Origin of the sequence: Desulfosporosinus paludis (assembly GCF_045689965.1) — a bacterium.
GTDB lineage: Bacteria > Bacillota > Desulfitobacteriia > Desulfitobacteriales > Desulfitobacteriaceae > Desulfosporosinus > Desulfosporosinus paludis.
The window spans coordinates 2,837,501-2,857,573 of sequence record NZ_CP144211.1; the positions used below are offsets into that span (position 1 = coordinate 2,837,501).

The following is a 20,073-nucleotide window of genomic DNA, read 5'->3' on the forward strand; positions in this document are numbered from 1 at the left end:
CACTTTCCTCTCCTGTCCTCAAGATACCCAGTTTCCGATGCACTCTCAGGGTTGAGCCCTGATCTTTCACACCGGACTTAAATACCCGCCTACGCGCCCTTTACGCCCAATAATTCCGGACAACGCTCGCCCCCTACGTATTACCGCGGCTGCTGGCACGTAGTTAGCCGGGGCTTCCTCCTTAGGTACCGTCATGTCCCCTCAATATTTTCAAGAAGACCGTTCTTCCCTAAAGACAGTACTTTACAATCCGAAGACCTTCATCATACACGCGGCGTTGCTCCGTCAGACTTTCGTCCATTGCGGAAGATTCCCCACTGCTGCCTCCCGTAGGAGTCTGGGCCGTGTCTCAGTCCCAGTGTGGCCGTTCACCCTCTCAGGCCGGCTACTGATCGTCGCCTTGGTAGGCCTTTACCCCACCAACTAGCTAATCAGACGCGGGTCCATCCATCATCGATAGCATCTTCAGAGGCCATCTTTCCTTACGCTTTGATGCCAAAGCTTAAGCGTATCCGGTATTAGCCCTCGTTTCCAAGGGTTGTCCCGGTTTGTTGGGTAGGTTACCCACGCGTTACTCACCCGTCCGCCACTAAAAATTCTCTAAGTAAACTTATTGAATTCTCCGTTCGACTTGCATGTGTTAGGCACGCCGCCAGCGTTCGTCCTGAGCCAGGATCAAACTCTCCAAAAAAGTTATCTCTACTTCTTTGTTTGAAGTTGATATCTTGCTCTTGATTCTTTGTGAAACTCTTGCGAGTTCCTCTCATTGGCTGTCCTTGTTGTTTAGTTTTCAAAGACCATGACCGCCTTACTCTAACGGCTTTCGCTCTTAGTGTGTTTCGCGGCACTTAGATATACTAACATCTGATTTTTGTCTTGTCAACACCTTTTTAAGCAATTATTGTTGTTCTTTGGCATATGGAAATATTTACTACGGAACAAGGGCCTTCGGTGTCATTGTACTGGAATTTTGACATGAAAATTGTACGTTTCAGAATCCAATAATTATGGAACTGCAGAAAATCCACAGTTCCATAACCGAACAATTTAAAGATACCAGTTAAGTTTGAGGTAAAGAGTTAATGTCTATAGTCAGGCCTAACTTAGTTGCTATTAGCGTTTAAATTTAATAAGATAATAGTTTTTCTTTCCTCGCCGTACAACAAGATACTGACCGTCTAAACGTTCCAATTGAGGTACGGATGTTTCTAAATCAGAATAGCGCTGGTCATTAATATAAATTGCCCCATTCTCTATCCCCTCTCTGGCCTGACGCTTCGAAGTGACTACACCCGCTTGGACCAATAAATCTACCAATGCAATTTCTGGACTATCCAGCGTAGCAGACGGCACATCACTAAATCCCTCTTCGATCTCTGAGGCTGACAGACCCTTTAATCCCCCACCGAAAAGAGCACTCGTTATTTTCTCGGCACGATCAAGTGCTTCTTGTCCATGAACTAGTTTAGTTACCTCAGTAGCCAATGCTCGCTGGGCCTTCCTCTTCTCAGGCTCTTTTTCCACTCCTTCGGCTAAGCTGGCAATCTCCTCTAGTGACAGAAAGGTAAAGTATTTCAGAAATTTAATAACATCACGATCATCTGTATTTAGCCAGAACTGATAGAATTTATAGGGAGAAGTCTTTTTAGGATCTAACCAAACCGCACCGCTCTCTGTTTTTCCGAATTTTACTCCATCACTTTTTGTCACGAGCGGTATTGTCAAACCATGCATCTCTTTTGCTTGGTCGAGTGAGGTCCGTCGGATCAACTCAATGCCTGCTGTAATGTTCCCCCATTGGTCGCTTCCGCCTACTTGCATTTCACATCCGTACAATTCATTGAGTTTCATGTAGTCGTAGGATTGGAGAATCATATAGCTAAATTCAGTATAGGATATTCCTTTACTCATCCTTGCATCGACGGAATCTTTGGCTAACATGGCACCTAAGGGGAAATTTTTGCCGATATCCCTCAGAAATTCAATAACCTGAAGAGAGCCTAGCCAATCGTAATTGTTGGCTATAATAGCAGGATTACCTTCTCTTTCGAAATCCAAGAAATGGCTGAGCTGATCTTTAATTTTTCCGGCCCACTGTTCTACCGTCTCTTTAGGATTAAGTACTCTCTCGGAAGCTTTACCACTCGGATCCCCAATCAGACCTGTTCCTCCGCCGACTAAAGCGATAGGTCTATGCCCAGCTAATTGGAACCGCTTGAGAATTAGAATAGGCAACAAGCTTCCTATGTGTAAGCTGTCTGCGGTGGGATCAAATCCACAATACAATATAATAGGGCTAGATTCTATGCGTTTACGCAAAGCCTGTTCGTCTGTATGTTGATAAATAAGACCTCGTTCTTTTAAATCCTGAAACAATTCCATGATTCTTACCTCCAGCAATTTTTTATCCTAATTTTAAGAAGGAACTATAACAGCACTCGTTATTACTTATTACTTATGATTTCTTAAAGTGACTTGAAAATTAATAAATCCCTCAACTCAAAGTTGAGGGACGAAAACACTTCCGCGGTACCACCCACATTGATGTCTATTCTCCAGTTTGAGAAAGACACCCAGCTCTGTAGCGCTAACGGTGCTACACCGAGAGCTTTTAACTCTAGTCCTGAGGCGTAACCCTTGGTTTCTGGGTCGGTTTGCACCTGACACCGACTCTCTTATACCTTCCGCCAAGCTTCTTCTCAATCATACCATTCTCATTATAAGTATAGGGTAATTAGTATTATACCTTGTCTCTGCCCTGCCCGCAACTGACCAAATTCGATATTTGCCTCTCTCAGGCAGAATAAGGATTTCCTTAGAATTGCAGAAGTATGATATAATTCAAGGAATTATATCATATATCGCAAGCCTCATATTTATTAGAGGAGGTTCAAGTATGTCATCATCCCGAAAATCGACGGGGCCTCGTCATAAGCGGCCATCGAAACTTCGCATCGTTAGCTTGTCTATTGTGAGTCTCATTATCCTAGCGGTCATCGGCGGAGGAATTTTTGTGGGGATCGTGGCGGCACAAACCCCGAAATGGGATCCCAGTACATTAAGTGACCAACAACAAACTTCCTATGTTTATGACAAGAACAACATACAAATCGCTCAATTACACGGAGTCGTTAACCGTGAGGTTGTTCAGTCCTCACAAATTCCTGACCTTGTTAAAAAAACGTTTGTTGCAGTCGAAGACAAACGCTTTTACCAACATTTCGGTATTGATCCTGTTCGAATCATCGGCTCTGCCCTTAATGACATTCGTTCAGGAAGTGCTAAAGAAGGGGCAAGCACCATCACTATTCAGCTTGCCAGAAATGCCTTCATTGAAGATCCTACCGCCAAAACACTAACCCGTAAAATTCAAGAAGCGGTCTTGGCTCTTCAGCTCGAACACGAATACACGAAAGATGAGATTCTAACCTTTTACTTAAACAAAATTTTCTTAGGTGAATCATCCTTTGGAATTCAAGCTGCAGCCAAGACATACTTTGGTGAAGATCTTGATAAGCTTACTCCGGATCAAATAGCTCTCTTGGCGGGTTTGCCACAAGCTCCAAGCCAATATAATCCCTACGTTCATCCTGATGCAGCTAAAAATCGGCGCAACATTGTTCTCGGAGTCATGAAAGATGCCGGACTTATCACCGCCAGTGAATACAACCAGTACAAAGATGCTCCTTTTACCTATGTGGACACCATGAAGAAGCAACTTGGCGGAGCTCAGAAAACAACGGTATCTACTGCTAATTACAAATTCCCTTATTTTATCGATTATGTTGTCGAAGAGTTGGAAACAACCTACAACTTAACTCCAGATCAGATTTATAGTGGTGGCTTGAAGATTTACACAACGATTGATACCAAAATTCAGGGCGCTGCCGAAGCCGCATTTGCTGATCCTTCTAATTTTCCTAAAGGATTCGATAAAACGGAAATCGAAGGCGCTATGACGGTGATTGACCCCACTTCAGGTGGAATACTGGCGATGGTTGGCGGACGAGAATATACGACTCGCGGACTAAACCGAGCCTGGCAATCCAAGCGACAGCCCGGATCAACAATCAAGCCCTTGGCTGTTTATGGGCCGGCCATCGAGAAAGGCGGATATTTCCCCGGAACTGTACTCGATGATATGCCCGTAAGCTATAATGGCGGAAATGGCCAAGCCTGGGCACCCACTGATTTTGACACAATCGATAAAGGGTGGAAGGGGTTAATAACCATGCGTTATGCCCTGGAAGATTCCGTCAACGTCTACGCTGTTAAACTCCTGAATCTTATTGGGGTGGATTACGGCTGGAAATTTGCTAAAGATAACTTAGGCCTTCCTTTAGAAGACAAAGACCGTGTCTTAAGCCTGGCACTTGGTACTCCGGAAGTGTCCACCTTGGATATGGCCTCAGCCTATGGGGTTTACGCCAATAACGGCGTTAGTGTTACAAGTCATGCTATCGTCAAAGTCGATGATTCTAAAGGCAACACTGTCATTACCCCGAAAATCTTAAAGAACCGGGTTATGAAAGAGACAACCGCTTATATCATTAACGATATGCTGCGCAGCGTCGTTACCGACGGTACGGCCTATAGCGCCCAAATCGGCAACTGGGCTATTGCCGGTAAAACCGGAACCACATCGTTAGACCCTGTGAAGTACGGCAACAAATCTGGTAATCCCGACGCTTGGTTTGCTGGATATACCCCCAATATCACCGGGATCGTCTGGATGGGCTATGACTCCGATCCCGATGGGCAACATTATCTGCGGAATGTCTACGGCGGGAGCTATCCTGCCCAGATTTGGAAGAAAGTTATGACTGTCGCTCTTCAAGATCAGCCTGTTCAAACTAAGTTTGAACGACCCGATGGAATCGTAAGCGGACAGTTTGACACAAAATCAGGGCTTCTCCCAAGCAGTCTGACACCTTCTGCGTTTATCTCCACCGAAATTGCAGCTCAAGGGGATCTGCCCACTCGCGTAAGTGACGTTTGGTTTCAGAAAGACGTCGACGCAGATCATCCCACTTTGTTGGCTACCGCCAAAACCAAAAACGTCGTCACTAAAACATTCTTAAATCTGCCAAATCGTAATCCCTCTTGGCCATGGCCTCCTAATGAAGCTCCCTACAGGCCCCCAACTGAAGTGGCGCCTGAGCCTTCAACCGCGCCTGATTCAACCACCCAGACTCCTCCAGACACTAACAACTCCCAAGTGGATCCCACTCTTCCCTCGCCAACGCTTGGTCAGATAGTTTATGATCCGAAGACATATACCGCAGTTATCCCTATGACAGTCCCGGCTGATAATGTAGGTGATTCAACGATTTTCTACCTGCAGCGTTCTGGTCAGGCTACTGTGGAAAGTTTTGCAATTAAAGCTTCTAACTCTATGAAAACGTCTATTTCTATTTCCCTCGCTGAAAATGGAAAGCCTCCCATTCCTGGAGATTATGTCTTCTGGGCAGCTTTCCAAAACCGCAACGGATCGGGTGTTGGACCCCCTTCGGGAAGTGTTAAATTAACGATAACTGACTAACTTTGTCTGTTTCGGAAAATTTTACTGCACCTTGCGCTTCTCCGCTGGGATCATACTTTTGCGAAACTAATTACCGAATCAGCACCGCAGGTTCACATGGAACTTAAAATAAAAGGTTGTAACGAACTTCAAAAGAGTTTGTTACAACCTTTTTATTATTTCAGCTCAACAACCGTGACACCGGTATCGCCTTCTCCATATTCTCCGAGTCTAAAACTACGGACATGCGGGTGTCCTCTTAGAAAATCCTGAATTCCAGCCCGCATTGCCCCTGTTCCCTTACCATGAATAACATAGATCAACCCGATTCCACCTAAGACAGCATCATCGAGATATTTGTCCAGCACTTCCGTGCCTTCTTCCACCAGCATTCCTCTCAGGTCGATTTCACTCCGAATCTCCTCCGCCTTTTGCAGTCCGAGAGTTGCTTTTCGGGAAGTCTTTGGAGGAGTCATCTTCTCTTCTCGAGCCAACTTTAACTCTGTCAGTGGTACCATGACTTTCATGATCCCTGCTTGTACCAGAACCTCACCGTTGGCATTCGGCAGCTTGAGGACTTGACCCTTCTGTCTCAGTTTTGTCATCTGTACTGTTTGGCCTAGCTTTATCTGGTCTGCCCCTAACCCTCCGCCCGGATGTTGAACTGATCGGCCTTTTTCAAGCTTGGCAGAAATCTTACGGAATCCCTGACGGGCTTTTTCGATGTCTTGTTGTTGTTTGTTCTCTTTCTTTAGAGCATCTTTTAGCTCAGCAATGATCATATCTGCTTCACGTTTGGCCACCCTGATCAGCTCATTAGCCTCTTCTTTCGCCAAAGCCATTAGAAGCTCATAGTCCTCATCCAAACGTTGGGACTTTTCCTCCAGAGCCTTTGTTTGTTGTTCAACTGCTTGACGTCCGGATTCCGCTTTTTGTTTCTCCAGTTCAATTTCCCGATGGGTTTCTCCCAGATTCTCAATCAGATCCGCAACCTGCATTTCCCGCTCTGTCACGAACGTATTGGCCCGATCAAGGACTTGTTCGCTTAACCCTAACCTTCTGGCGATTGTAAAGGCATTGCTCTTCCCCGGAATGCCAATCAACAAGCGATAGGTTGGACGTAAGGTCTCCGTGTCAAATTCCACAGAGGCATTTTTCACACGTGGAGTTTCGTAGGCAAAGGTTTTTAATGCCCCATAATGTGTCGTAGAAACCGTTCGGCACCCTCGTGCATGCAATTCCGAAAGAATGCCCATAGCCAAGGCTGCTCCTTCCGTCGGATCTGTCCCTGCACCTACTTCGTCGAGCAAGACCAAAGACCGCTCATCGGACTGTTCGATAATTTCCACAATATTTTTCATATGTCCGGAAAAAGTGCTAAGTGACTGCTCAACACTTTGTTCATCCCCGATATCCGCAAAAATCTGGGTAAAGACTCCCATACGCGAGTCACTTTCCGCAGGAATATGCAAACCGGATTGGGTCATTGCTGCCATCAGTCCAACAACTTTTAAGGCAACGGTTTTCCCCCGGTATTAGGCCCTGTAATCACAAGGGTATCAAACTCGATCCCCAATTCAACAGAAAGTGGAACAACCGTACCCCCAATCAACGGATGCCTGGCTTGAGCGAGCTTTAATTGCTGCCCAGCAACCAGCTCCGGGGCCCCTGCGTTCATCATTACACTCAAATGGGCCTTAGCGGCCACGAGATCCAGTTTCGCTAAAGACTCATGGAGCTCAGCGATTGCTTCTGCCCGAGTCTCCACTTGGGCAGAAAGCATCTGGAGAATGCGCTGAACTTCACGCTGTTCTTTTAAGACTATTTCACGCAGTTCATTCCCTAAATAGACGACAGGAGTAGGTTCAATAAACAGAGTAGCCCCGCTTGCCGATTGATCATGAACAATGCCCGGAAAGGCCGTGCGATATTCTTGTTTTATCGGGATAACATAACGATCCGAGCGCTGGGTGATAATGGGATCCTGCAACATCTTTTGATAAGCAGGATTGCGCAGTGTCCCTTCCAAACTCTCTCGGATGCGGTTCTGCAAACGGTGAATGGCACGTCGGAATTCTGCTAATTCGGGAGAGGCATTGTCCGCAACCTTCCCATCCTCTGCAATACAGCGAGATATTTCATCTTCCAGACTTTTTTGGGGTTCAATTGGGAGAGTAATTTCCCATAACCTCGGAAAATCTTCTTGGGATTCCTGAAATTGTTGTTTAAGCTTTCGCCCTACTAACAATGTTTCTCGTATTTCCAGCAGTTCCTCGCCATGAATCACCCCTCCGCGCAAGCAACGCTCAAGGTAAGGACGTACCTCTTTGGCTCCTCGCACAGAAAAGAGAGGGTTCCCGCGCAAAAGATTTTTCCCTTCATCTGTTTCCTGGAGCCCGAGATGAACCGCCTCCCATTCAACGTTTGGAGTTAACCCCAGGGCTAACTCCTTCGCTCGCGGAAGAATGCAATATTCAGCTAAACGGGACAATACCTTGGGAAAATCCAGTTTATTCAATACCTTATCTTCGATTCCCATAGTTCCTCCTCATATTCATAAACACAATACCCTAATATTCAACGTCGAATACCCTTTTGCCCAGTCTTCTTCAAGACCTTAAAACTCACAACACCCCTCGGAAAAAATGTCCTTTCGTAAAGCCTTGGGGGAACATGGAGGTCAACTTCGCCATCCCCTCATCCGGAGTCCATAAAGACCTCTTTCCGAGCTGCAAAGCATCCCAAGCCTCCACGAAGATCTTTACAATCTGCTGCACCTGTTCAGGAGATTGGCGTGTTAGTTGCAGCCGAAGGTTCGAAACACCCATACGTTTAATTTGAGGCAATTCCTCATACAAGTTTAGGAGCTTGACATTAAATAGGTGCATCCGGCATTCCAAATCCGTCTCGATGGGAAAATCATAACGCAGACGATCCCGTAAATAATGAGGTTCTCTCACACAGATACCGGCACAGTGATCTCCTCGTTTGCCGCCTAACGTCGAACCAACAGGACAGTATTCGCTAACCATCATTTCCAGATCGCCAAACACAAAGTACTCTGCGCCTCCCCATTTTGCCAAATAAGACAATTGTTCGTGATGCAGTTCGGGAGATAGAGTTACCGCTTGTGCTCCTAAGCGTAATAGATGGGCAAACGTTGGTTCATTAAAAACGTTTAAAGAAAAATCTGTTTCAAAGGGCCATGCAGCATCCACAGAGCGCATGATCTCAAATTCTGCGAGATTTGATACCATGAGTTTAGGTCTATCCGACCAAAGAGCCGCCTTCTGAAGATCCGCCAAAAGACTTGCACTCTGAGCCTCATTTAAAACACGAGGCAATCTCCAAGTACAATCAACCCCTTGCTTCCGGCACATTTCAAACCCTGAACGAATCTCCTCCAATTGGAAACCGCGCCTCGACCGCCAGTGTTCCCCACCAAGCAGCACCCGTTTTGCTCCGGACTTCAGGGCTGCTTGAAGGGTTTCAGGATCGCTTACAGCCACAGAGACATGAGAAATAGTCCGCGTTTTTGAAGCTGAGCGTTCTTTCTCCTGCCCCTCTCTCCAACGAGCGATTCTTTGTCGGTAAGCAGACCGATCAACGGTTTGTCGATTTGTTTCCTGAAGTAGTTCTTCCACTGCCAAACGGCGCATTTCATTGAGATCGCTTACCGGCACCATAAGACCTTCCTCAACGTTTAATTCTAGCTTATCCAGCCAAAAAGGCGTGGTTCCCAGTCGCCCAAGCTGTTGATATGCAAAATCCCAAGTTAGTGGTCTCTTTAAAGCCTTTTGCGCGGGGTTTGCCGAATCAACGTTAACTCTTCGTTCACCTTCTAAAACCTCTAAGGACATCTTCTCTCCCAGCCGGCCGCTGAGATACATAGTCAGAGGACGTTTGCGCTGTTCTTTGCCCTCTTGGAAACTTTCGCGAGCTTTTCCCATTAACTTAGCATCATTCGTTTTAAACACTCGGTCTCCGGGATGGGCCACCCCGCTGAATTCTATCTGTACAGTTTCCCCAGGCAATCCTTTATCAACCTGATTCCGGTCCTTCCAGACCCCACCTACAGTGATCCCTTCCCGTCCCCGTCCTGTCCATAATTCGATCCCATCTCCAGGATTTAACGCTGACTCTAATTTGAGAGCCAATCGTCCTGAATCGAGGCGAACCACTCGTCCAAGGCGCGTCCCCCTATTGTTCGGGCGGCTGTAGCTCATGAGGTCGCCGCCAGGGTTTTCCTGTAAATAACCCCGTGTAAAGTCCCGATTAAAGACTTGTAACAACTCTTGATGCTCTTCTGCGGTCAGCAGCCGAGCACCCTCAGGTTGGTCTTCAATCCGATCGATCGCCTGCCTGTAGAGCCGAATAACCGTTGCCACGTACTCCGGGCGCTTCATCCGGCCCTCTACTTTCAGAGAGTGAACGCCGATACGTTTTAGCTCTGTTAAATCTTCAGCCAGATTTAAATCTCTAGGGCTTAACAAATGCTCGCCTAAATTCTTCTCGGCCAGAAGGTTTTCTCGCCTTTGATTGACAAGCCCGTAGGTCATTCGGCAAGGCTGGGCGCAAGTGCCTCGATTCCCGCTCCGCCCTCCGATAAAACTCGACATCAGACACTGCCCTGAATAACACACACACAGCGCCCCATGGACAAATACTTCAAGATCCAGCGGCGTGTTTTCGGCCAAGGTTTTCATTTCAGTAGCCGAAGTTTCCCTAGCCAGCACGACTCGAGCGAAACCGAGAGTTTCTAAATGTTGAACACCCCACGTGGTATTTATGGTCATCTGGGTACTGGCATGGGTTTCCAATTCCGGCAGAATCGCTTGGATGAGTTCAGCAACTCCTAAATCCTGCAAAATTACGGCGTCAACCCCAATCTCATGCAAGACGTAAAGATAATCCATCAATTCCTCAAATTCCTGATCTGCAATCAGTATATTAACCGTCACGTAAACTTTAACTTGACGTTCATGGGCATAGCGGACTGCCTTTTGCAGCTCGTTTAGGTCGAAATTGGCGGCACTTGCCCGAGCACTAAAGCTCTTTCCCCCAGGTAAACTGCATCGGCGCCGTTTTCCACGGCCGCTTTAAACGCTTCAAAACTTCCCGCAGGCGCCAGAAGCTCCAGGGGACGTGATTCCTTTTCTCTTATCAAACCCTCTTGAATATTCATTTGATTGTTACGCTCCAACCTTCTATATCTTGTTCACTCCATCGAACATTCTTATTATAAATGTTTACCTTGGAGATGTACAATTTCCACACGGAACAAGGTGATCGCCTCACGGAACATGACGTGAACTCTTTTTATTGCTGTTACTCTGAATCAGAAATGGGAAGCATAGGGTGCTTTTTCTTAAGCCTTCCCTCTGCTTCCCAAACAATATCTACTCAGGCTATTTTAATTCGCCATATCATTATCTATTTAACAAAATTTAAATATCAAGTTTACATTAAATTACAAGAGCCACACCAGTCAGTATCCTCTTTTTATAACCCTTCGGTTTTTAGGTTTTCCATTGCATATTCATGACCATTCCAATGCAACGTCATTGTATACTGTATGCGTTTATCTTTTTGATTGTTGTTTTGGCAATCAACATAGCTAACCACTTGATAGTTATTCCCACCTAAGTTCTCAACGCGGCTATCCGTTAATAGAGCAAATCTTTGATTACTCCGCGTGGACAATCTATGCCCTAGAATCGTCTTAGAGGATTCAAAAACATTGATCATTACTTTTTCTGAATCATTGTATCCCACCATTAACACCATTGATGAAGACAAAAGAATTCCTAAGAGTAAAAGATATAAATGTTTTCTTTTCATTTTATCTCCGCCACCTTTCATACCGTCGTTTCATTCCGTAAAGGACTTATCTTGTTTGAAGCATGGAAACAGGCGTCAGAAACAATTCTTGCGTTCGAACATTAGGACTAAAAGCCACGTGAATTTTGGAATAACTTCAGTATACATGCAAGATGTACAAGGGAATATAAGGCAAGAGTCCCAACAGATTTGAAATAGTCCCAGGACATAAGCCCTATTTAGTTTCATTAAAAAAGCACCCGGTAGCTCCAGGTGCCTCACTCCTACATTTTTTCATGTCACTCAGTCTTTTCACCCAACAGTTGCATCAAGGTTTCCTGCTCCTCACGCAGCTTAGCAAGGTCGTCCGCCAAATTTAGTGCAGTCAAAACTGCAACTTGGTGAACACCTAAGCGAGGAAGCCGTTGAGAAATCAAACGCATCTTTTTGTCCACTTCGTGTGCCAGACTCTGGATATACGATGCAGTGCCTTCACCTCGGACCACATGCTTTTCTCCAAAAATCTCAACGGCGATTTTGACAGATTCCTGTGTCACAGCTTTCCCTCGCTCTCTTCGTGCTACTTTGATGGGTTGCTTTCTATTTTCGCCATTCGGCGTCAAATTCCTGCTGAATTCCCTCTAAAATGCGCGAATTCAAGATATTTACTTCTTCATCAGTCAAGGTGCGTTCCAATGATTGATATCTCAAGGAGAAAGCGAGGCTTTTACGGCCGTCCGGGATAGACTTCCCAGTATAGACATCAAATATTTCCACTTTCTGCAGCAATTCTCCCCCGAGCTTGCGAATCTTAGCCATCACGGCCGCGGCCGAAGTTCCTAAGGACACTACGACGGCTAAATCCCGATTAATTGCAGGAAAGCGAGGAATCGATTGAGCGCGTACAATCGGCAGCCTATGAGTAAACAATGCTGCCATATCTAATTCGAATAACACAACTCGCTCCAGCGCCCATTCTTTTTCTTCCGAAGGATGCATTTCACCCAGATAGCCAATACACTCGTTGTGGAGATAGACATCCGCCGAACGACCGGGATGTAAGAGCGGTCGGTTTTCAGGCATACGATAATCTAATTTCAGCCCAAATTCCTGAGCGACTTCTTCCAAAATTCCTTTGACGTAGTAGAAATCATAATTTATTGGTGGATTAAGCCAATGTCTGCCACTTTTTCCGACAGCAACTCCAGCCACTCGAAGCACTTCACGAGGAAGTTTACGCAATGGCTTCTCCTCACCCAAGTAGGTCGTGCCGACCTCAAAAATACTGACTTCTGTATTGCGGCGGGCAACATTCTTGGACGCGACCTCCAATAGTCCCGGCACAAGCGATGTGCGCATCACACTGAGTTCTTCCCGCAAGGGGTTAAGCAAAGAAATCGAATGTTTTTCACTTCCCCACTTGGCATCCCTCGCTGCACCGGTGAACGTATAGGTCATCACTTCGTCCATTCCGGATTGAACAAGCACCTTACGCATCCGACGACGAAACTCTTGTTCAGGAGTCCTGCTTCCTTGCGTCTGGTCTCCTTGCGGTAACGTTGTGGGAATCCGATCATATCCCATTAAGCGTGCAACTTCCTCCATGAGATCTTCTTCAATTTCCAGATCCGCTCGATAGGTTGGGATCTCCACTTCAAAGAACCCTTCGTCTTCCCGATAGACAAAATTTAAGTCATCCAAAACTCTCCGTATCTCCGAATCCTTCAGCTCCACACCCAAGACAGCGGCGGTATGCTCAACCGAGAGTTTGATTCGGCGGCGTGAGGGAAGAGTTTTCACCTCGTCCAGAAAATCTACCGGACGGCCTGCCCCTAACTCCACCAGTAAATCACAAACACGGCCCAGCGTTGCAACACAGCCATAAGGATTGACGCCCTTCTCATATCGATTTGAAGCCTCAGACCTGAGTCCTAAGCGACGGCTTGTCCTTCGGACACTGACTCCGGAAAAATGCGCAGACTCTACCAGCAAGCGTTTCGTATCCTTCGTCACCTCACTGTCGAATCCGCCCATGACACCTGCCACTGCCAAGGCCTGGCGGTCATCTGCTATGAGCAAGGTATCCACCTGAACGGATCGTTCGACTCCATCAAGTGTAACGATTTTTTCCCCAGCCTTGGCTGTGCGAACATGGATGTTCCCTGAAATCTTATCCCGGTCAAAAGCATGCAGCGGTTGTCCCATTTCCAACATACAATAGTTTGTAATATCGACAATATTGCTGATTGGTCGAACCCCGGCTGCTTTTAGCCTTCGCTGCATCCACTCCGGCGAAGGGGCAATATGGACATCCTCAACCACAAGTCCGGCGTAACGTCGGCAAAGCTCTTCCTCTTCAATGATGATCTTAAAATCTTCAGCTTCAGGCAAGAACAATTCACTTTCTTCATCTGCCCACTTCGGCAAATGAGGTTGTTTCTCAGTCAGAGAGGCAACTTCCCGAGCAACGTTGACCATTGCCAGACAATCCGGTCGGTTCGGATAGAGCTCTAAATCCAAAACGCTGTCTTCACGCCCAAGATACTTGCCAAAATTCTCCCCGACCGGAGCTTCGGCCGGTAAAACCAAAATACCGCCTTCACTGCGATCCAAGCCAACTGTTGCGTCAAGCAGAAGTTCTTCGCGTGAACAGAGCATTCCCTGAGAAACGACTCCTCTTAACTTGGACTTGCGAATGGATAAGTCATTAGGCAATGTGGCACCGATCATGGCCACAGGAATTCGATCTCCAACCAGTAAATTCTGGGCGCCAGTAACGATCGTTACTTCCTCTTGACCGACATTTACTCCGCAAACCCATAATCTATCGGCATCGGGATGTTTAGTCAGGGAGTTAATTTCCCCAATGATCACCTTTTCGAACCCTTTGTTTAGGTTCTCGACATTCTCGACTTCTATCCCGCCCCGGGTTAATGTCTCTGCCAATTGTTCTGCGCTCTGATCAACATCCACCAGTTCGCGCAACCATTCTATACTAACTTTCATGGTCTTTCCCCCCTAAAACTGCTGCAAGAAGCGCAAATCATTGTCAAATAAAAGTCTCATATCTTCAATTCCGAATTTAAGCATGGCAATTCTCTCTACACCCATACCAAAAGCGAAACCCGTCACGTCCTTTGGATTATATCCTCCCATTTCCAACACCTTGGGATGAACCATACCTGATCCCAAGATTTCTATCCATCCTGTCCCTTTACAAAGACGGCAACCCGCTCCTCCACAAAGCATACAGGAAACATCCACTTCAGCGCTGGGCTCAGTAAATGGAAAAAAGCTGGGCCGCAAGCGAATTTCCCGCGATTCTCCAAACATCTGACGTGAGAAATTGAGAAGAATCCCCTTCAAATCCGACATGCGAATTCCCTGATCAACCACGAGCCCCTCTACTTGGTGAAACATTGGGGAATGTGTAGCATCGTCGTCATTACGATAAACCGTCCCAGGAGCGATGACTTTCACTGGAAGGTGAGGGTGTAGTTTCTCCATAGTGCGAATCTGAACAGGAGAAGTTTGGGTACGCAATAATATCTCTTCTGTGATATAAAAAGAGTCCTGCATTTCCCGGGCCGGATGGTCCTTAGGGAGATTGAGTGCTTCGAAGTTATAATAATCCGACTCGATTTCCGGTCCCTCAGCGATCTGAAAGCCCATACCCAAGAAAATATCTTCGATCTCCTCGACAACCTGGGTTAAGGGATGATAATGTCCGCGCGACACACGACTTCCTGGCAAGGAAATGTCAATTCGTTCCGCAGCCAGACGCTTCCGGAGGGCTATAGCCTCTAATTCTGCACTGCGCTCGTCCCAAGCTTTTTCCAGTCGGCTGCGCATCTCATTGACCACTTGCCCCATGATAGGACGCTCTTCAGGACTCAAACTGCCCATTTGACGAAGTAATGCGGTCAAGGATCCTTTCTTGCCGAGTACCTTTACCTTAAGATCTTGGAGGGCCTCTGACTTATCGAGTTCCTGCAATTCGCGCAAGGCCTCTTCTCCAATGCGAAGTATTTCTTTTTTCAAGTCAACCATCCTTTCTGATGTCCTAAAATTCCTGGGCCGGACCGCCGCATCTGTCAAAACAATAACTTAGTCACAATGCATCCGCCCGGCAGTTCAGTTTAAATATATCTTACTGTGATTCCCTAACTGCTCGTTTGTAAAATGAAAATAAAAAAACGCTCAATCCCTAAAAAGGGACGAGCATCATTCTCGCGGTACCACCCTGGTTTGGCCCTACTGGCCACACTCCTGCTCCTGATAACGGTGGAAGCCGGGCCTGCCTACAAATCAGAAGGCCACTCCTGGGCGAACTTTAACCTCTTAATCTAAGAGGAGGGCACTTTCTTAGCAGGCTTACAGTCAATGGCCTACCTCCCTGTAAAAAAAGGACTCCTTTTAACCCGATCATCGCATTGTTTATAAACAATTTAGTTCATCAGCATAATCTTTATAATTATAGCACAACGTCCTTGTAGATTACAAGAAATCCCTTTGCCTCACCATATCATAGAGCAGAATTCCTGTAGCAATCCCCACATTAAGGGATTCAACCTCTTGTGCCATAGGGATCGTGACCCTTTGGACATCGGGGCTTCGAAACATAAGCGAAGGGCCGTTCCCTTCATTGCCTACGACTAAAGCAAAGGGGCCTGCCGACAAATCTGTGCGATAAAGCGATTGCCCTTCCGTATCTCCTACAAGTACCCTCAGCCCTTGCTTTTGGCAAAAATTCATGACGTCATCAGGAGACAACCCCGAGAGAAGAACTAGGGAAAAAAGTGCTCCCATGGTACTACGCAGTACTTTGGGATTATATACGTCGACTGTCCCTGCCGTCAAACAAACATAGCGTACCCCAGCGGCCAGCGCGGTGCGAAGAATCGTGCCTAAATTCCCCGGGTCCTGAATTCCGTCTAAAATCAGCAATACAGACTTCTTGTCAATATGTACATCGGACCAGGCATACTTTGTCTGGTGTACTACCGCTAAAATTCCTTGTGGCTCTTCTGTCGCACTCATTTTGCGCAAAACACGTTCGTCAGCTTCCTCAAAAGGGATATTTCGGGCCACCAGCCCTTCGAATAGGGATTGCCATTCAGGCTGTTCTCGTTTTAGGCTAACGTATACTTTTTTAATCGGAGCGTTTCTCAGAACAGCATCCTCAACAAACCGCCATCCTTCGATGACATATAGTTGAGTCTCCTCTCGAACTTTCCGTCGCTGTAAAGAGACAACTAATTTTACCTGCTCATTCTGCAAGGATTCAAGCACATAATCACCTCCTTGGACATAGGGGTAACTATACAATACTAATAGTCTGCCCATCAACGGTGTCTATTATAAAAGAGGATGCAATCGCATCCTCTTGATTCGGCAATTAGCCGTTAATTTGAACTTTCGCGACATTTGCAATCTCAGTAAACGCCGCAGCATCGCTAATTGCCAGTTCTGCCAACATCTTGCGGTTAACTGTGACTCCAGCTTTCTTTAAGCCATTCATCAACCGACTGTACGAAATACCATTCATACGAGCGGCTGCATTAATTCTAGCAATCCAAAGTTTACGGAAGTTTGCTTTTTTGTCTTTTCTATGTGCATAGGAATAGGCTAAGGATTTTAAAACTTGTTCATTCGCAGGACGGAAAAGTTTGCTTTTTCCTCCGCGATAACCCTTTGCCAACTTTAATATCTTTTTATGTCGCTGATGCTTAGTTATGCCTTTTTTTACACGGGCCATCCCAAAAACCTCCTTTTAACTACAACGTTTATAGATAAGCAATCAAATTCTTAATTCGCTTAACATCAGATTTATTCATAACCACTGATTGGCGCAAATTCCGTTTTCTCTTCGGTGATTTCTTCTCCAGAATGTGGCTCGTAAAGCCATGCATGCGGACAACTTTACCTGTTCCAGTTTTCTTGAAGCGCTTAGCCGCACCACGGTGAGTTTTCATTTTAGGCATTTGAGTATCCCCCTCTCGGTATTAGTCGTGTTTAACAGATGCTAAAATCATAATCATATTGCGCCCCTCAAGTTTAGGTTCGCGCTCTATGCTAGACTCTGCTTTACAGAATTCGGCAAGTCTCAGGCAAAGCGTTTTCCCAAGCTCAGGGTGGGTAACTTCCCGCCCACGGAACATGATAGTAACCTTCACCTTATCTCCCTCGATTAGGAACCGCTGAGCGTTACGGGCTTTGGTTTCAAAGTCATGGTCCTCAATATTAGGACGCAATTTGACTTCTTTAATTTCCATGCTCTTTTGCTTTTTGCGAGCCTCTTTATCTCGCTTCGCTTGCTCGTACTTATACTTGCCATAATCCATCAGTTTGCAGACCGGCGGTTTGGCCGTCGGCGCGATCTCTACGAGATCTAAAGACTTCTCGACTGCTAGGTTCAAGGCATCTCGAACCGCCATAATTCCAAGTTGTTCTCCTTCTTCCCCAACAAGACGGACATCCCTAACCCGGATTTCGTCATTGAGTCTTAAGTCCTTGCTAATAAGAAACCACCCCCATTTAAATCTCGGCACAAAATAAAAAAGACGGATGAATACCACCCGTCTTCTAAACAATCATGAGCGCATATTTAGCCCAGGACCAGAAGATACCTTAACAACTCAAGTCGTAAGGTGAGAAGCGGATGGCTTCTACTTGACAACAAACATTGTATATCAACTCTCAGACTTTGTCAACTCGAATAAAGATATTCGTTTCCGACAAGGGCAGGTACACTGTTTCAATGCTGGAAACAGTGTACCTGTTCCTTTATCAGCCGCGGGCAATTAGCAGTTTCTTGCTTTTAATATCGCCTTGGATAAGATTAATGAATTCAGCGACCGTCATTTTTTCTCCCGCATCTCCTTGGCCGTAACGGCGAACTGCCACTGTGTCAGACTCAGCCTCCTGATCTCCAACAACTAACGTATAAGGAATTTTTTCAGTTTGGGCCTCGCGAATTTTATAGCCAATTTTTTCTTTGCGTTCATCTGTTTCAACTCTTATATCTAATTCATTAAGACGAGAAACCAACGTTCTGGCATATTCCTGATGCCGCTCACTAATAGGCAGTATACGAACCTGAATAGGTGCTAGCCAAGCCGGAAAAGCTCCAGCATAGTGTTCCGTCAGAAGCGCAATGAACCGTTCAATACTTCCATAAATTACACGGTGAATCATGACCGGCCGATGCTTTTGTCCATCTTCCCCAATATAGGTTAAATCAAATTTCTCCGGCATTTGGAAATCGAGCTGTATGGTCCCACATTGCCAGGTTCGATCAAGACAATCCTTGACGTGGAAATCGATCTTAGGTCCGTAAAAAGCTCCGTCACCTTCATTTATCTTGTAATCCAAGCCTCTTTCCTCAAGCGCCTCTTGAAGTGCTCGAGTTGCAGTTTCCCAATCCTCATCAGAGCCCATGGAATCTTCAGGACGGGTAGATAGCTCCACATGATATTCAAAACCGAATACTTTGTAGAAAGTATCCACCAGCTCAATAACCCCAAGGAGCTCTTCCTTAATTTGAGACGGAAGCATAAAGATATGAGCATCATCTTGAGTAAAATTCCGGACCCGGAGCAGACCATGAAGGGCACCCGAAAGTTCATGGCGATGGACAAGTCCCAGTTCCCCGACTCGCAGAGGCAAATCTCGATAACTGCGCAATTTGGTTCTGTACATAATCATACCACCAGGACAGTTCATGGGCTTTACTGCATAATCTTGTTCATCAATTTTGGTGAAGTACATATTTTCCTTATAGTGATCCCAGTGTCCGGATTGTTCCCACATTGATCGATTGAGAATAATGGGGGTCTTGATCTCCTGATATCCACGTTTGCGGTGTTCCTGCCGCCAGAAATCTTCAAGGGCATTGCGCAAAACCATTCCTTTGGGATGGAAGAAAGGAAATCCTGGACCCTCATCATGAAGGCTAAAGAGATCAAGCTCTAAGCCTAATTTGCGGTGATCACGACGTTTAGCTTCTTCTAATTTAAACAAATAATCTTCAAGATCTGCCGCTTTAGCAAAGACTGTTCCATAGATACGCTGAAGCATTTTATTTTTCTCGCTGCCGCGCCAATAAGCACCGGCCAAGCTCATCAGTTTAAACGCTTTAATGATCGATGTCGAAGGGATATGTGGACCGGCACAAAGATCCGTGAAATTTCCTTGAGTGTACATAGAGATCGTAGCATCTTCAGGCAACCCTTCGATAAGTTCGACTTTATACCCTTCTCCAAGCTCTCCGAAGTAGTTTAAGGCCTCAGAGCGAGAAACTTCCTTGCGTTCATAGGTGTAGTTTTCCTTAGCGAGCCTGCTCATTTCCTTCTCGATTTTTTCTAAATCTTCTGGGGTGAAAACATGCTCGGAATCAAAATCATAATAAAATCCTTTGGCAATGGCGGGTCCTATACCGAACTTTGTCCCGGGAAACAAATTTTCCACCGCTTGTGCCATTAAGTGAGATGTTGAATGTCGGAGGATCTCCAAGCCCTCTTCACTGTCGAGAGTTACGATCTCCACGGCCACATTCTCCATAAGCGGATAAGAAAGATCCTTTAGCTTGTCATTCACTTTACCTGCAACAGCGGCCTTCGCTAGGCCTCGTGAAATAGAGGCGGCCAACCCAGCCAATGTTGTTCCCTGTTCAACCTCACGTATTGAACCATCTTTCAAAGTCACTTGAATCATTTTTATCACTCCTAACG

At 46.1% G+C, this 20,073-nt stretch carries 11 protein-coding genes, 1 rRNA gene, 2 pseudogenes and 1 other annotated feature (1 of these 15 running past the window's edge); of the genes and pseudogenes, 1 reads left to right on the forward strand and 13 read right to left on the reverse strand.

The annotated features are described in order from the left end of the window. Positions 1-691, reverse strand: a 16S ribosomal RNA gene (locus tag VZF35_RS14225) (it extends 875 nt beyond the left edge of the window). A gap of 422 nt (positions 692-1,113) precedes the next feature. Then, a complete protein-coding gene (gene tyrS / locus VZF35_RS14230; RefSeq protein ID WP_407305796.1) occupies positions 1,114-2,382 on the reverse strand; it encodes a tyrosine--tRNA ligase in 1,269 nt (422 codons plus the stop codon). Positions 2,383-2,896: 514 nt separating this feature from the next. Here tyrS and VZF35_RS14235 point away from each other — a divergent pair. Then, a complete protein-coding gene (locus VZF35_RS14235) occupies positions 2,897-5,542 on the forward strand; it encodes a transglycosylase domain-containing protein (RefSeq protein ID WP_407305798.1) in 2,646 nt (881 codons plus the stop codon). 155 nt (positions 5,543-5,697) lie between these two features. On the opposite strand, the pseudogene VZF35_RS14240 reads toward VZF35_RS14235, so the two are convergent. From VZF35_RS14240 to thrS, 11 genes and pseudogenes are all read right to left on the reverse strand, one after another. Then, a pseudogene (locus VZF35_RS14240) lies at positions 5,698-8,060 on the reverse strand (endonuclease MutS2). A gap of 85 nt (positions 8,061-8,145) precedes the next feature. Next, positions 8,146-10,706: pseudogene (locus tag VZF35_RS14245) on the reverse strand (DUF3656 domain-containing U32 family peptidase). A gap of 317 nt (positions 10,707-11,023) precedes the next feature. After that, positions 11,024-11,362 (reverse strand): hypothetical protein, encoded by a 339-nt coding sequence (locus VZF35_RS14250; protein ID WP_407305800.1) that lies wholly within the window; start codon positions 11,360-11,362, stop codon positions 11,024-11,026. Positions 11,363-11,640: 278 nt separating this feature from the next. Next, positions 11,641-11,898 (reverse strand): cell division protein ZapA, encoded by a 258-nt coding sequence (locus VZF35_RS14255; protein WP_407305802.1) that lies wholly within the window; start codon positions 11,896-11,898, stop codon positions 11,641-11,643. Between the two features lie 43 nt (positions 11,899-11,941). Then, the gene (gene pheT / locus VZF35_RS14260; protein ID WP_407305804.1) at positions 11,942-14,347 is read right to left on the reverse strand and encodes a phenylalanine--tRNA ligase subunit beta; all 2,406 of its coding nucleotides are present in this window, start codon (positions 14,345-14,347) and stop codon (positions 11,942-11,944) included. Between the two features lie 12 nt (positions 14,348-14,359). Then, positions 14,360-15,382 carry a phenylalanine--tRNA ligase subunit alpha gene (gene pheS, locus VZF35_RS14265; protein WP_407305806.1) on the reverse strand — a complete coding sequence of 341 codons (1,023 nt, stop codon included), beginning with the start codon at positions 15,380-15,382 and terminating at the stop codon, positions 14,360-14,362. A gap of 456 nt (positions 15,383-15,838) precedes the next feature. Further along, positions 15,839-16,633, reverse strand: coding sequence for a TrmH family RNA methyltransferase (locus VZF35_RS14270; protein WP_407305809.1), 795 nt, complete (start codon positions 16,631-16,633; stop codon positions 15,839-15,841). Positions 16,634-16,739: 106 nt separating this feature from the next. Then, positions 16,740-17,099, reverse strand: a complete 360-nt coding sequence (rplT, locus tag VZF35_RS14275; protein ID WP_407305811.1) for a 50S ribosomal protein L20 — start codon at positions 17,097-17,099, stop codon at positions 16,740-16,742. 28 nt (positions 17,100-17,127) lie between these two features. Beyond that, positions 17,128-17,325 carry a 50S ribosomal protein L35 gene (rpmI, locus tag VZF35_RS14280; RefSeq protein ID WP_407305813.1) on the reverse strand — a complete coding sequence of 66 codons (198 nt, stop codon included), beginning with the start codon at positions 17,323-17,325 and terminating at the stop codon, positions 17,128-17,130. 21 nt (positions 17,326-17,346) lie between these two features. Next, a complete protein-coding gene (gene infC / locus VZF35_RS14285; RefSeq protein ID WP_407314626.1) occupies positions 17,347-17,862 on the reverse strand; it encodes a translation initiation factor IF-3 in 516 nt (171 codons plus the stop codon). A gap of 28 nt (positions 17,863-17,890) precedes the next feature. Then, positions 17,891-18,021 (reverse strand) — a sequence feature (ribosomal protein L20 leader region). A 109-nt stretch (positions 18,022-18,130) separates the two neighbouring features. Next, positions 18,131-20,056: a threonine--tRNA ligase gene (gene thrS, locus VZF35_RS14290; RefSeq protein ID WP_407305815.1), complete on the reverse strand. Its 1,926-nt coding sequence runs from the start codon at positions 20,054-20,056 to the stop codon at positions 18,131-18,133. Positions 20,057-20,073: the final 17 nt, after the last annotated feature.

Excerpts from the sequence above, each read along its gene's own strand:
- rpmI (WP_407305813.1), bottom strand. The coding sequence starts at position 17,325 with ATGCCTAAAATGAAAACTCACCGTGGTGCGGCTAAGCGCTTCAAGAAA.
- tyrS (WP_407305796.1), bottom strand. The coding sequence starts at position 2,382 with ATGGAATTGTTTCAGGATTTAAAAGAACGAGGTCTTATTTATCAACAT.
- VZF35_RS14250 (WP_407305800.1), bottom strand. The coding sequence starts at position 11,362 with ATGAAAAGAAAACATTTATATCTTTTACTCTTAGGAATTCTTTTGTCT.
- thrS (WP_407305815.1), bottom strand. The coding sequence starts at position 20,056 with ATGATTCAAGTGACTTTGAAAGATGGTTCAATACGTGAGGTTGAACAG.
- pheT (WP_407305804.1), bottom strand. The coding sequence starts at position 14,347 with ATGAAAGTTAGTATAGAATGGTTGCGCGAACTGGTGGATGTTGATCAG.
- VZF35_RS14235 (WP_407305798.1), top strand. The coding sequence starts at position 2,897 with ATGTCATCATCCCGAAAATCGACGGGGCCTCGTCATAAGCGGCCATCG.
- rplT (WP_407305811.1), bottom strand. The coding sequence starts at position 17,099 with ATGGCCCGTGTAAAAAAAGGCATAACTAAGCATCAGCGACATAAAAAG.